The organism is Acidaminococcus fermentans (assembly GCF_009696675.1).
Taxonomy (GTDB): Bacteria; Bacillota; Negativicutes; order Acidaminococcales; family Acidaminococcaceae; genus Acidaminococcus.
Window position 1 is genome coordinate 23,832 of record NZ_VULN01000006.1, and the last position, 14,053, is coordinate 37,884.

At 54.0% G+C, this 14,053-nt stretch carries 11 protein-coding genes; 4 read left to right on the forward strand and 7 right to left on the reverse strand.

Going from position 1 to position 14,053, the window contains the following annotated elements:
• Nucleotides 1-9 precede the first annotated feature (9 nt).
• Nucleotides 10-480 carry a tripartite tricarboxylate transporter TctB family protein gene (locus FX155_RS05185; protein ID WP_154487971.1) on the reverse strand — a complete coding sequence of 157 codons (471 nt, stop codon included), beginning with the start codon at nucleotides 478-480 and terminating at the stop codon, nucleotides 10-12.
• Between the two features lie 92 nt (nucleotides 481-572).
• Entirely contained in the window at nucleotides 573-1,571 is a 999-nt protein-coding gene (locus tag FX155_RS05190) for a tripartite tricarboxylate transporter substrate binding protein (RefSeq protein ID WP_154487972.1), read from the reverse strand.
• 195 nt (nucleotides 1,572-1,766) lie between these two features.
• On the opposite strand from FX155_RS05190, the gene FX155_RS05195 reads away from it, so the two are divergent.
• Nucleotides 1,767-2,702 carry a LysR family transcriptional regulator gene (locus FX155_RS05195; RefSeq protein WP_154487973.1) on the forward strand — a complete coding sequence of 312 codons (936 nt, stop codon included), beginning with the start codon at nucleotides 1,767-1,769 and terminating at the stop codon, nucleotides 2,700-2,702.
• Between the two features lie 136 nt (nucleotides 2,703-2,838).
• Here FX155_RS05195 and FX155_RS05200 read toward each other — a convergent pair whose 3' ends face one another.
• Nucleotides 2,839-4,146, reverse strand: coding sequence for an SLC13 family permease (locus FX155_RS05200; RefSeq protein WP_154487974.1), 1,308 nt, complete (start codon nucleotides 4,144-4,146; stop codon nucleotides 2,839-2,841).
• Nucleotides 4,147-4,167: 21 nt separating this feature from the next.
• The gene (locus tag FX155_RS05205) at nucleotides 4,168-5,508 is read right to left on the reverse strand and encodes an enolase C-terminal domain-like protein (protein ID WP_154487975.1); all 1,341 of its coding nucleotides are present in this window, start codon (nucleotides 5,506-5,508) and stop codon (nucleotides 4,168-4,170) included.
• Nucleotides 5,509-5,707: 199 nt separating this feature from the next.
• Between FX155_RS05205 and FX155_RS05210 the strand changes: the two genes are divergently transcribed.
• Complete coding sequence (locus tag FX155_RS05210) at nucleotides 5,708-6,628, forward strand: LysR family transcriptional regulator (protein WP_154487976.1); 921 nt, start codon at nucleotides 5,708-5,710, stop codon at nucleotides 6,626-6,628.
• Between the two features lie 445 nt (nucleotides 6,629-7,073).
• Here the strand turns inward: FX155_RS05210 and FX155_RS05215 are convergent, their stop codons facing one another.
• Nucleotides 7,074-7,934 (reverse strand): 5'-nucleotidase, lipoprotein e(P4) family, encoded by an 861-nt coding sequence (locus tag FX155_RS05215; RefSeq protein WP_154487977.1) that lies wholly within the window; start codon nucleotides 7,932-7,934, stop codon nucleotides 7,074-7,076.
• Nucleotides 7,935-8,328: 394 nt separating this feature from the next.
• On the opposite strand from FX155_RS05215, the gene FX155_RS05220 reads away from it, so the two are divergent.
• A complete protein-coding gene (locus FX155_RS05220; protein WP_154487978.1) occupies nucleotides 8,329-9,525 on the forward strand; it encodes an ATP-binding protein in 1,197 nt (398 codons plus the stop codon).
• A gap of 854 nt (nucleotides 9,526-10,379) precedes the next feature.
• Here FX155_RS05220 and serA read toward each other — a convergent pair.
• Both serA and FX155_RS05230 read right to left on the reverse strand, forming a co-directional pair.
• Nucleotides 10,380-11,969: a phosphoglycerate dehydrogenase gene (gene serA / locus FX155_RS05225; RefSeq protein ID WP_154487979.1), complete on the reverse strand. Its 1,590-nt coding sequence runs from the start codon at nucleotides 11,967-11,969 to the stop codon at nucleotides 10,380-10,382.
• 322 nt (nucleotides 11,970-12,291) lie between these two features.
• The gene (locus FX155_RS05230; protein ID WP_022488281.1) at nucleotides 12,292-13,275 is read right to left on the reverse strand and encodes a DNA recombination protein RmuC; all 984 of its coding nucleotides are present in this window, start codon (nucleotides 13,273-13,275) and stop codon (nucleotides 12,292-12,294) included.
• Nucleotides 13,276-13,425: 150 nt separating this feature from the next.
• On the opposite strand from FX155_RS05230, the gene FX155_RS05235 reads away from it, so the two are divergent.
• A complete protein-coding gene (locus FX155_RS05235; RefSeq protein ID WP_154487980.1) occupies nucleotides 13,426-14,034 on the forward strand; it encodes a TetR/AcrR family transcriptional regulator in 609 nt (202 codons plus the stop codon).
• Nucleotides 14,035-14,053 lie beyond the last annotated feature (19 nt).

The window sequence follows — 14,053 nt, forward strand, 5'->3', positions numbered from 1 at the left end:
ACAGCCTCCTTAGAACAGGATCCCGGCAGGCAGGATCAGGGAAAAGACTTCTTCGAAGATTTCATTGATCAGCAGGGGCACTACGATGGCCAGGATTCCGATCATCATATAGTGTTTCCGGTTCCGGCTTTCCAGGGGAATGAAGATCAGCATCTGAGCTGCCATATACAAAATGGAAGAAATCACGAATCCCAGGGTATCCAGCAGGACGATATAGAGGAAAAGAGCAAGAAAGGTAAGTCCCAGACATTTCAGATCGGCAGTGATGCCTTTCTGGTGATCATCCGGCGTGAATTTTTCCCACAGCAGCAGACAGAGACTGATGAAGATCCAGATCTTTGTGCAGACCTTCGGCATGAAATCCCCTCCGATGCCGATGGAGGATCCTGGGGAGATACTCTGGGCCGCTGCCGCCAGGGCGATGCCCACCACCAGCAGGACCAGATCGATGGTGTATTCCGCAATCTTTTTTGTACCCATATTCTTTCCTTTCGTAAATGGAGAAGCTGGTGCCGATTCCCTGCAGAACCGGCGCCAGCTTTGTTTCCCTTCACCCAGGGTTCCTGTCTCCGTCAGTTGCTCTTGGCAACTTCCGTGAACTGGACACTCTGGAGAACCTTTTCATAGGCATTGAACTTGGCCAGTCCGTCGCTTCCCGGCAGGAAGGTGGGTTTCTGGAAGTACATGTTGTAGATTTTACTCTGGTAATCCTTGTCGTTTTCGATGATGTCCTTGGCCGCCGCATTGAAGGAATCGATCAGAGCCTGGTCGGTGCCTTTGGGGAAGGCCACGAAGTAGTAGAAGGGCACGTAGGCATCAAAGCCCTGGTGTTTGATGGTCTTCACATTGATGTTCTTGTCCGGAACCACCAGATCATTTTCCCCATCCATAGCCAGCGGAACCATTTCCCCTTTAGCAATGTAGTCCTTGACCCCGCCGTAGGGAGAGAAGATAACGTCCACATGACCGCCCAGCAGCGCGGTCAGCCGGGAAGCCGCAGCTCCTGCATCCACCATTTTCAGTTTGAAGCCCTGTTTCACCAGCTGGGAAGCGATGACGTAGGAAGTGGCACCAGTCTGTACGGCGATTTTCAGTTCATCCGGATGCTGTTCCGTATAGGCTTTCAAGTCTGCCAGGGAATTGACTCCCAGTTTCTTGTTCACCACGATTACGTTCCCCGGGTTCAGCCCTACGATGGAAGCAAAGGAGAAATCATCAAACCCGAAATCAGAAGCCTTGCTGGCCTTGTTCACTACAAAGCCCGTATGGTTGAACAGCAGGATACTGCCATCCTTCTTGCCGTCCTTGACTTTCCGGGATCCGGTGGCGCCCCCGTTGCCTTTGATATTGGAAACCACAATGTTGGTTCCCAGTTTCTTGCTCAGCTTCTGGGACAGCAGCCGGGCATTGAAGTCCGTATCCCCGCCTGCACCGTAAGGAACCACCACTTCCACGTTCTTGGGCCACTTGGCCTTGGTCCCGGCACTCCCCTTGTCCTTGGATCCGCCGCAGCCGGTGACGGCCACCAGAAGAGCTGCTGCCAGCCCTGCACACAACATTTTTTTCAGCATGATCTTCCCTCCTCAAAGTTCTATGAAAATTGATTGATGCAAGAATAACCAGTAAAAAAGCAACTGTCTGAATTTTCCGTAACACCTTGTTACGTTTATTATATTGCCCTATAATGTAGATGTACACTTAATATATCGACAGAGAATCCTTAAATTTTTTTCTAAGTCTTACCAGCGGGGAGGTCCTTTCCACTTATGGATACCAGACTAATCGAACACATCCTGAAAATTGCAGAAGAAAAGAGCATCACCAAGGCGGCGGAAAAGCTGTTCCTGACCCAGTCGGCCCTGAACCAGCAGCTGCTCCACCTGGAACATGAGCTGGGGACGCCTCTTTTCAAGCGCAGCAAGGTAAACTGGGGCCCTACCCGGGCCGGGGAAATCTACCTGGAAGGGGCCCGGGAAATGCTCCGGGTGAAGCAGAACACCTACAGCCAGATCAGCGACCTGACCCACGGATACACGGGAACCATCCGGGTGGGGATGACTCCCGTCCGGGGGCCGGACATGTTCATCCATGTGTACCCGGCTTTCCACAAGGAATATCCCAACCTGGTGGTGGTCCCCTATGAACTGAACGTGTTCCAGATGCAGAAGCTGGTCACTGCCGGGGATCTGGATCTGGGGTTCATGACTCTGTTCGGGAGCCAGCGGGACGACAATGAATATGAAGACCTGTATGAAGAGGATATCCTCATTGCAGTACCGGAAGACTGGAAGCTGGAAGGAGAATTGCCGGCGGCAGAGGGACAGCGTCCCCGTCTGCCTCTCCTGGCCCTGAAGGACCGTCCCATAATCCTGCTGCGGAAGCAGACCACCATGCGTCCGGTGCTGGACCGACTGTTCCGGGCCCGGCAGATGGTGCCCCGGATCCTGTTTGACACCGCCAATCCGGCCACCATCCTGGAAATGGTCCGAGCGGGAATCTGCTGCGGTATTGTGGCGGAATCCACCACCCGGGGCTTTGAACAGGGGATCCGGTATTATGCCTTTGAAAATCCCCTCCACTGGAACGTGGCGGTCAGTTATCCCAAAGGAGCTTTTTTGAATCAGGCAGAAAAGCTGTTCATCCAACAGGCCCGGGAATACTGGATAAAGAAAGCCAAGGCTAAAGTGCAGAGTAAAGAGTAAAGAGTGCAGAGAAAAGATAAGAGTGAAGTGCAGGACGTAAAACAGACCCAAAGGGCCGCTCCCGCGCAGGGGCGGCCCTTTGGGTCTGTTGGTTTCCAAGGATGTATGGTTTTGATACATTGTTGGCGATGGAAGATCACCGGAAGATGCCCAGGGCATAGCCGGCCACCAGCCACAGGATGTTCATGATCCACAAAGGAGCGAAGGAGAACTTCACATAATCCTGGAGCTCGGTCTGGTCCGCCAGGTCGCAGGCCAGGTAAATCTGAGGCTGGGCCACCGGGGAAACCATGGCCCCCATGTTCATCAGAAGGGTCATGACCACGATTTCCTTGGGCACGCCGTAGTTGGCGCTGACCCCGGCCACAATGGGCACCAGGGCATACTGCCAGATATCGTTGGTGAAGATCAGCATCAGCGGAGCACTGAAGATGGCGATGATCAGGTACACCCAGGGTCCCAGGACGCTGGGGATGATGCCCACCAGGAACTGGACCATGGCGTCCATCATGCCGCTCTTGGACAGGACCCCTACCACCACGCCGGACAGGAACACGGCGCAGGCGGTGGAATACATTTCTTTGGAGTACTTCTTCAGCAGCTGGTTCTGGAGGCTCAGATCCGGATAGTTCACGGTAAGGGCGATGACCAGGCCCAGGGCGAAGATCACATAGCCGGGAGCAGGCACCACACTCAGGCCCACAATCAGCAGCACGGTGAGCAGCAGGTTGAACCAGAACAGTTTGGGCCGCCGGAGTTCGGACTGGTCTTTCTTTTCCAGGTCTTCCATGATGACGCTTTCATCCACCTGGCCGGCGCCTTTCTTCATCTGGAACCGGGCCAGCAGCACAGCCAGCCCAAGGCACATGGCAATGTAGATCAGCATCAGGGGCAGCATGTGGACGAAAATGTAGTTCTGAGGAGCGGGAATCCCGTCCAGCAGGGTGGCTGCCCGGAGGGTACGGCCGTTCCAGGGCGTAATGAACAGGGCGCACATGGTGGCGGAGCACAGGAGCAGCAGACATTTGGGATCGATCTTCAGCTTCTTGTACAGAGGCAGCATCATGGGCACGGTCACCAGATAGGTGGAGGTTACGCTGCCGTCGATTTCCGTAATCAGAGAAACGAACACGGTAATGATCATCACAATGGTGACGCTGAGCTTGGTCCGCTTCAGCAGGAATTCCACCATGGTGTCGAACAGTCCCACTTCATTCATCAGAGAGAAATAAGGCAGGTAGAAGAAAATGATGAACATCAGGTCCCGGGTCTTGCCCAGGCCGAATTTCACGTAATCGCAGACTTCCTTTACGTTGGCCCCCAGCAGGAAGGCCCCGATAATGGGGATGATGGTGAAGGCAAACAGAGTACTGACTTTCTTTTTCAGCAGCAGTGTGGTGATGAGGATCATCATCGCAAAGCCGACAAAGGCCGCAAAGCTCATGGATAGGTTCCCCCTTTTCTCTTACCGCACCAGACAGGGTTTCTTGCAGTCGTATTTCCAGTTGGGGATCAGGTACTGCATGGCCATGGCGTCGTCCCGGTCGTGGGAAGGCATCTGGTTGTACAGCTTGTTGGCTTCCATGACCCGGTCCATGTCCAGGGTGACCCCCAGCCCCGGTTTCCTGGATACTTCCAGGAACCCGTCTTTGATCTGGGGAGTATCCTTCAGCAGGTTCTGCCCATCCTGCCAGATCCAATGGGTATCCAGAGGAGCCGGATTCCCCGGTGCCGCAGCCCCCACTTGAGCGAAGGTGGCCAGGGTGATGTCAAAGTGGTTGTTGGAGTGGCTGCCCCAGGTAAGGCCCCATTCCTTCAGCAGAGCTGCCATCCGCAGGCTCCCTTCCATACCCCAGAAGTGAGGATCCGCCAGGACGATGTCCACGGCCTTCAGGGCGGCTGCATGGTAGAACTGGCGCCAGTTGGTGGCGATCATGTTGGTGGCTACCCGGAGAGAAACGGCGTTCTTGAATTCCGCCATCACTTCCCGGCTGGAGAAGCCCGCTTCCGGGCCGGTGGGATCTTCGATGTAGCTCAGGACCCCTTCCATGGGTTTGCACAGCCGGATGGCCTCATCCAGGCTCCAGGCCCCGTTGGGGTCGATGTTGATCCGGGCATTGGGGAATGCTTTCTTCAGAGCCCGGCAGGTGTCCATTTCATAAGACCCTTCCATGACCCCGCCTTTCAGCTTGAAGTTCCGGAAGCCGTATTTTTCGTGGAGGATCTGGGCTTCTTCCACCACCTGTTCGTGGGTAAGGATTTCGCCTCGGCGGTACCGGAACCAGGGATCCTTGCTGTCAGATTCGTCCAGGTAGGGCAGGTCCGTTTTGTTCTTGTCAGATACATAGAACAGATACCCCAGCATTTCCACCTTGTCCCGCTGCTTGCCTTCCGCCAGCAGTTCGCACATGGGAACACCCAAGTACTGGCCCAGCAGGTCCAGGAGAGCACATTCCAGGGCCCATTCTGCCCGGACCACGAATTTCAGTTTGGAAATGTCCAGGGTCTGGATCCCTTCCCCGTCATCTCCTTCGGCTTTTTTGCCTCCTCTGTGGATGGTGCCCAGGATGGAACGGTATTTGCCGATTTCCTGCCCCACCACCAGGGGAATATAGCTGTCCAGACATTCTTTCGTATATTCGCCCCCGTGGATTTCCCCGATGCCTTCATGGCCGGCATTGTCGTGGAGAATCACCAGGTTCCGGGTGAAAAGCGGTGCGTGGGCCCCGCTCAGAGTCATTTCCATGCTGTCATACCCGGCTACGGGGATGACCTTCATATCTGTTACAATCGGTGTAGTTGCCATTGTTTTTCCTCCTTGCAATCCTTATCGCGCGCTTTTGAATGTTTCAAATTGTCTGTAATCAATATAGCCAATTTGCTTTTCCCTGGCCAATATGTAATAATGATTCCTGCAATCAGTTTTGCTAATATTATCTGATTATTTGAATAGTTTTTCTAAGAGGCACTCTTACTTTTTCTAAGTCTGCAAGGAGGCTTGTTTTATGGATACCCGTCATCTCCAGTACATCCTGACCATCGCCCAGAAGCAGAACATGACCAAGGCGGCGGAAGAGCTGTACATTTCCCAATCCTCCCTGAGCCAGTACCTGGCCAAACTGGAACAGGAAATCGGTGTGCCGCTTTTTGAAAGGACTCGGAACCGGATGCTCCTGACTCCCGCAGGAGAATTGTATGTGGAAGCGGCCCAGCGGGTCCTTTCCATTGAAAAGCATCTGTACGAAAACATCCGCTCCATGAACAACAAAAGCCACATCACCCTGGGTCTCACTTCCCAGCTGTGCCTGAAAATGCTCACGGCGGTGGTCCCCAGTTTCAAGGCGGAATTCCCGGAAGCCACTGTGGAAATCACCGAAGGGAACGTGATCGATCTGAGCCGTATGCTCCAGGAAGAAGCCATTGACTGTGCGGTGATGGCCATCCATGACACTTCTCCCTTTTCCCCGGACCAGGTGGATATCCTGGGGGTGGAGGAAATCCTGCTGGCAGTACCCAAAAACCATCCCTACTGCAAAAAAAATCCAGGGGATACGTTCCCCTGGAAAGATCTGGAGGAAGAACTGGGCGAAGACAATTTCCTGATCTGCAAAAAAGGCTCCACCCTGAGGGAAGTGACGGACCTGATTTTCGAAGCCATCCGCCTGGACCCCAGCACCATGTGCGAAACCAACAGCATCGTCACTACCCGGGCCATGGTGGCCATGGGCATCGGCATCACCTTTATCGGAAAATCCTGCATGGAATATGAAAACAAGATCCATTATTACCGGCTGGATCCCCCGGTGACAAGAAAATTCGCCCTGGTCCGCCGGAAGAACTGGGTAATGCACACCCCGGAAAAAAAGCTGTGTGAAGAGATCCGGAAATATTTCAAAAGGAAAAGTGTGAAGGCGCTGATGAAGTGAAAAGGGGCTGTTGCATGGGCAGCAGCCCCTTTCTGTCAACGGTCAGCGGCAGGGGATTCTATGGGATTACACGAAAACAACAAATGTTTTAGGCTAATTTTGCACGAAAACGATAAATCTTTTTATGATTTTCTCCGTATTTTTAAGCGACTTTGAATAAATAGATTGCTGCAGGGGCTGTACAACAGGCCGTCTGCGGGCGGCCGGGCCTGCCGCCCCTACGGACCCGGTACAATCGTATTGTCCATTGCAGTAGTGCCCTGCCGGGAGGCCGGGACGGGCTTGCCTGCAGCAAGCCCCTACGCCGTTGGGGTCAAGGGTCCGGGCGAAATCACAATAACGGCATTGCCGAAGCCCCCGTTTCTCCGACCATTGGTAACCATAGTCCGACAGCAACGAGGTAGGGGCGTGCCGCAGGCCGTTGACCGTTAACAGCTGACCGCCTTCATTTCCCCATATGTTCCAGGATCACCTGGCTCTGCTGCTTTTCGGCGGCTTTTTTCCAGGTTTCCCGGTTCTTCTTGGTGGGTGCCGGTTCGGATTCCCCGAAAATGGCCCGTACCCAATGGCCGTCGGTGGGGTTGGGCATGAGGATGAATTTTTTCCCGAACAGGTCCTTGTCCTTTTCCATCAGGGCATTCCGCTGATCCACGTCCTTTACATAGTACACCCGCTGGAAATCATTCAGGCTGTCCCCCAGATACACGGCAATATTGTGGGTCTGGGCGATTTTTTTCTGTTCCTTTTCCTTGTTGGAGGTATCGATGAGCACGGTAAGATGGTCCTTGTCTGCATAGGGGAAGGACAGGTCCTGGAGGTTCTTCAGGGCATAGCCGTAGGTGCCTTCTCCCTGATCCCGGCTGGTGACGTAGAACACTTCCACTCCTTTGGATTTACAGTAGTTGAGAAAGTCCAGGGCTCCGGGAGCCGCCGTCAGTTTGTCCTGTTTGATATGCTCATCCCACAGGGGATCGTCAAAGGCGTCGTGTTTGGTGGCAATCAGGGAGCCCCAGTAATCGGGATGGAGGATCAGGGTATCGTCCACATCGGTGACCACACACAGGGGTTTGTCCCCGGGCTTCCGGGCAGCCAGGGCCTGGTCCACCCGTTCCTGAGCAATGTTGAAAGCCTGGTGGTACAGGGCCCGGTATTCGGCAGCAGTCTGTTTCCAGGCCACAGCCACAGTTAAAATATTCCCTTTTTTCTCCCCGTTCCCGTATTTGTAAACAGGTTCCGCAGCCAGGCTCCGGGCCATGCAGGTCCCCAGCAGTCCGGCAGTCAGGATGGCAGTCATCAGTTTTTTCATGGCAGTTCCCTCCGTGTATATTTATGCTTTGATTTGCATATTATATAGCTTTTAATAAAATTCTGCCATGGGTATTTAAAACAATATTGGTTGTACGAAGGTTGTATTTTGGGTTGATATACCCCGTAGGGGATGACCCAGGGTTGCAACCCAATCCCGCCCGGTCGTCCCGGACCTGCTGTACCGATTGTTGGGGCATTGGCGGGCGGCTCTGGCGGCATTTTGCTTTGCAAAAGTCCTGAACCGGCCCCTACGGAGTCGATTTTATCATTTCATATGATTATAAGCTTTATGGAACTCTTGATTTTATATTTTTTGTTAGTCTATACTTTACGGTTTTTTATATATATGATAAAGTGTTAAATATAGAATTTTATTGAAAGGGTGTGAATCCATGATTCTTCGCACACACTACTTGGAACAGGCCATTCCTTTTGTGGACCAGGACCTGATCAAAATTTTCACCGGGATCCGCCGCTCCGGGAAAACCGTTTTGATGAAACAGATGAGAGACTGGCTGCTGGACCATGGACGCCATCCGGAACAAGTCCTGCTGTTCAACATGGAATCTCTGCAAACCCGCCGCAAGGCGCAGGAAGGCCGTTTGTACGATGATATCCTGTCCTATGCCAAGGCCCATCCCCAAAAGCTCTATCTTTTCTTTGATGAAATCCAGGATATTCCAGACTGGCAGATTTTCATCAACTCCCTGCGTGTGGATATTGACTGCGATCTGTATATAACCGGTTCCAATGCCACCCTTCTTTCCAATGAACTGGCCACCTGCCTATCCGGCCGTTATATCCAAATTCCGGTCTATCCTTTTTCCCTGAAAGAAGCCCGGGAGTTCCAGAAGCAGCAGGGAACCTTCCAATCCGATGAAAAACTTTTCCAGGACTATCTCCGGTTTGGGGGCTTCCCACAACGTTTCTATCTGCCGGACGCCGCCTCCGCAGAAACGTATCTGCGGGATCTGTTCGAAGCGGTGGTCCTCCGGGACGTGCTTTCCCGCCACAAGACCCGGGACACCGTTTCTCTCCAAAGGGTCCTGGCCTTTGTCCTGGACAACATCGGCAATCCCTGTTCTGCCCGCAAAATCAGCGGGGCCCTTACATCTGCCGGCCTGAAGACATCGGTTCCCACGGTCCTGAACCAACTCCAGTGGTTCCAGGATGCCTTTATCATTGAACAGGCTTCCCGCTACGATATTATAGGCAAAGAACTGCTGACCACAACGGAAAAATACTACGCCGCTGATCTGGGCCTGCGCAATGCCATCAAATCCAGCGAAAAACTGGATATCAGCAAGCTGTATGAAAACCTGATCTATCTGGAAATGCGCACCCGGGGCTATCAGGTCCGGGTAGGGAAACTCAAGGACCAGGAAATCGATTTTATCTGCCAGAAGGGACGGGAAAAGTTGTATATCCAGGTGGCCTATCTGCTGACTCCCAAAGACATGGACCGGGAATTCGGCAATCTGAAAGCCATCCAGGACAATTATCCCAAATACGTCATCAGCAGCGATCTGGCAGACATGAGCCAGGATGGTATCATCCACAAGAATATCCTGGAATTTTTGTTGGAATAAGGGGCTGCCGCCTCCTATGACTGCCCCAATTGCCGTCTCCCTCCTCACTGCCATCCCACAAAAGTCCCAAATAGGATGGATACGCACAGGACTATAGCCACCAGGCTGTAACAGGGCAGGATGAACCGGTACCACCGCTGCAGGGAAATGGCCGAAAAGTGTTCTTCTATACTTTATGAAAATCTTATTTCTAGGTTTTTATTAGTCTACACTTTACGGTTTTTGGTTTACTCTCTTCGAGGAAACAGATTTGATGGGGCTAAAATAAATTTCGTACTAAAAATATTTGATTTTTGATATTTTTAGTACGAAATTTATTGATTAGCTTGTCTATTTCCCTTGAAAAATATTTTTCATAAACAGAATCCCCGGTGTGGCCACACCGGGGATTCCTGTGCTTCAAGAGCACTGTCAACATTTTGCCTGCTGCCAGTATATCATCTGACCTGGAGAATTACAAGACAAGGGAAATCAGCCGCCTGTACCCCGTAAGGGATGACCCAGGGCTGCATCGCAATCCCGCCCGGTCATCCCGCATACAGGACAACCGATGGAATGGAGGCCGGGATGGGCTCGCCACGGCAAGCCCCTACGCCGTTGGGGTCAAAGGTCCGGGCGAAATCACAATAACAGCATTGTCGAAGACCCCGTTTCTCCGACCGTTGAAACCATGGTCCGACAGCAACGAGGCAGGGGCGTGCCGCAGGCCCGCCCTTCCCGGCCGGCTGCAAAAAAACGCAGCCCGAAAGCTGCGTTCTCAATAAAAGGAACCCGCTGCCCGGGTTCCTTCCTTCCGCTAGTGACTAGTGACCAGAGACCAGTGACAGAACGGCTGCCTGCGGCAGCCGTTCTCTTTACAGGGTCACAAAATCCGCGCTCTGGATCCCGTCCAGGCCGGCGATCATCTGGAGGGTGACTTTTTCCACCGGGCTGTCCACGGTCATGATCATCATGGCGTTGCCGGTTTTGGGCTTCCGGGCCACCTGCATGTTGGCAATGTTCACGTGGGCTGCCCCCAGGAGAGTCCCCATTTGGCCGATCATCCCGGGCTTGTCGTCGTTCTTGGCCAGGATCATGTAGTGTTCCGGCACCAGATCATAGTGGTAGCCCTGGACTTCCGTAATGTGGGGCGTTTCGTCCGGTGCCACCATGCCGGCGGCGGTAAATACCTTGTTCCCGCTGGAAATCTTCACGGATACCCGATTCAGCCGGTCTTCCCCGTTCATCTTCCCTTCCACCACGGCCACCCCACGGGTTTCCGCAGCCAGTTCCGCATTGACCATGTTCACCCGTTCCTTCAGGATGGGATCGAACAGCCCCTTCAGGATGCTCCGGGTGATCAGGGTGGTTTCCAGGTTGGCGGCAGGGCCTTCATAAACCACTTCCACCTTATCCACCGGATCCTTTTCCAGCTGGTAGTACAGTTTGCCCAGGCATTCACCCAGCTGCAGGTATCCCAACATCCCTTCCAGTTCCTGAGGATGGAGGGCCGGCAGGTTCACCGCGTTGGGCACCATCTGGCCATTGAGCACGTTCACCACTTCCTGGGCAATGGAGATGCCCACCTTGTCCTGGGCTTCCACGGTGTCCGCTCCCAGGTGAGGCGTCAGCACGCACTGGTCCAGGCCGATCAGGGGAGAAATGGGTTTGGGTTCGTCCACCAGCACGTCCAGACCGATGCTGGCCACCTGGCCTTCCTGGATGGCTTCCGCCACTGCCTGTTCATTGTACAGGCCGCCCCGGGCGCAGTTCACCAGACGGACGCCCTTCTTGCATTTCTTCAGTTCTTCCTTGCCGATCATGTTGATGGTTTCTTCCGTTTTGGGAGTATGGATGGTGATGATATCGGCCTTGGCCAGCAGATCATCCAGGGTTTCGCATTTTTCCACACCCAGCCGTTTGAACCGGGCATCCGGGATGTAAGGATCGTAGGCGATGACCTTCATTTCAAAAGCCTGCATCCGTTTGGTCACCAGGGTGCCGATCCGGCCCAGGCCGATGATCCCCAGGGTCTTGTGGTACAGTTCCACGCCCTTCAGGTTCTTCCGGTCCCATACCCGGCTTTCGATCATCTTCTGGGCCCGTACGGTGTTCCGGCAGGAAGCCAACATCAGGCCGATGGTGTGTTCCGCTGCAGAAATCACATTGGCTTCCGGGGTGTTCACCACAATGATCCCCCGTTTGGTGGCGCCTTCGATGTCGATGTTGTCCACCCCGTTGCCGGCACGGCCCACCACTTTCAGGTTCTTGGCGGCTTTGTAGAATTCTTCGTTGACTTTGGTGACGCTGCGGACGATGATGGCGTCATAATCTCCCACGATTTTCAGCAGCTCTTCCCTGGGAATGTCGAATTTTACATCCACTTCCAGGTCCGGCTGGGCCTTCAGCATTTCCACGCCCTTGTCCGAAATCCGTTCCACCACGATGACTTTTTTCTTGTCCATGATTGTCTCTCCTTCGCCCCTCACGGGTACCTTGTATAAAATAAAAACTCCCGTGCCTGACCCCCTAAACGGGTATGTCAAGGACGGGAGAACCTCTCACGTGGTGCCACCTTATTTCGCTGCACTGCAGCCTCATTTCCAGGATAACGGCTTGGCCGGATGGGTTGCTGCCCCCATCGTCTCAGGAGTGGATTCCACAGGGTCTTCCGCTGCTTCCCACACCCAGCAGCTCTCTGGAAGAAAAGGCCTTGTGTACTTGGTTCCTTCATGGACAGTTTATTCAGTATATCTATTTAGGTACATCAAGCACTTGCTTACGATTTTACTCATTCTCTACTGTATTGTCAAGTGCTTTCGTAAATTTTTCTGCCCGGTCCAGGTGCTTTTTCAGAATCCGCGTACGGTCCCCCACGGACTCCATGGCGGACTGGGCTTCGGCCAGTTTCTTTTCCGCCCGTTCCACGGCCGTTTCGAAGGCACCCAGGTCGGTGTTGATCTGGGCCACCAGCCGCCACACCTGGCTGGTCTGTTTCTGGACCACCAGGGTACGGAAGCCCATCTGGAGGCTGTTCACCACAGCGGCCAGGGTGGTGGGCCCCACCAGGGTCACCCGGTATTTCCGCTGGAGTTCGCTGATGAGGCCCGGCCGGGACACTGCTTCTGCAAAAAGCCCTTCCAGAGGCAGGTACAGCAGGCCGAAATCCGTGGAATAGGGAGGGGCGATGTATTTGTCCCGGATGTCCCTGGCCTCGCTTTTCAGCCGGATTTCCAGCTGTTTCAGGGCCAGGGTTTCGGCGTCGGCGTCTCCGTCTTCCCGGGCCTGGACCAGCCGCTGGTAGTCTTCCAGAGGGAATTTGGCGTCAATGGGCAGCCATACAGGGGCATCCCCGGTGCGGCCGGGCAGCCGGATGGCAAATTCCACCCGTTCCTGGCTCCGGGGACGGATGGCCACGTTGGTGCCGTACTGTTCCGGAGCCAGCATGTCTCCCAGCAGGTTTCCCAGCTGCATTTCCCCCCAGATCCCCCGGTTCTTCACATTGGTCAGGACCTTCTTCAGATCCCCCACGCCCTGGGCCAGGGACTGCATGGACCCCAGGCCCCGGTTCACCATGGCCAGCCGGTCGCTGACCACGCTCATGGACAGGGTCACCTTCTGGTCCAGGCTGTCCCGGAGCCGGTCCGCCTCTTCCCGGGCCTGCTGGGCCCGGACTTCTTCCTGGGCCCCCAGGGATTTCTGGAGCTGGACCAGCAGCACGATCAAAACAAGGAGGGCGCACAGCACCGCCCCCAGCAAAATGGTTTCCATGACAGTTTCCGCCTTTCGTAAAATTCTTCTTCCATTATAGCAAAAAAGAAGAGTGGCGAACAGGTGTTTTTGCCTTTACCCCCTCCCTTTTCTGCGTTATAATTAAATTAATCACATAACTAATTATTTTAAGTAAAGAGGGGAGCAATCATGCACAGACGGAATTCGGAAGAAACCATGCAGCGGCTGATGGATGCCGGGGCGGAACTGTTCGACAAAAAGGGATACCACAATGTTTCCATCAAGGAGATCGGCCGGCTGGCCGGATGCAACAGTGCCCTGATTTCCTATCATTTCGGCAGCAAACAGGCCCTGTACCAGTCCATTATCGACAGCCAGCTGGAAGTGCTCCACCGGTTGGAAGAATCCATCGAAAAAGAGGAAAAACCGCCTCTCCAGCAGCTGAAGAAATACCTCCACGCCATTTTGCAAAGCCAGTTGGATCCCCACCAGCACATGATCATCCTGTACCAGGAACTGCTCACCCCCTCCGGGCTCCTGAACGACGATTCCTGGCAGCGGCTCACCCGGCTGGGAGACTACATCCAGAGCCTGCTGGTAAAAGCGGTGGAGGCTGGCGAGCTCCGGACACCCCAGCAGGACCACGGCTATGAATATGTCACCTTCATCCTGACGGCCATTACGGAAATGCTGTTCCTGATCAAAGACCGGCCCCTGTCCCTGAACCCGGAAGGGCATCCGGCGGAACAGCTGCTGGATAAGCTGATCGGGTTCGTGCTGGAACCGTTGAAGCCGTAAAAAAGAGGCTGTGAAAAAA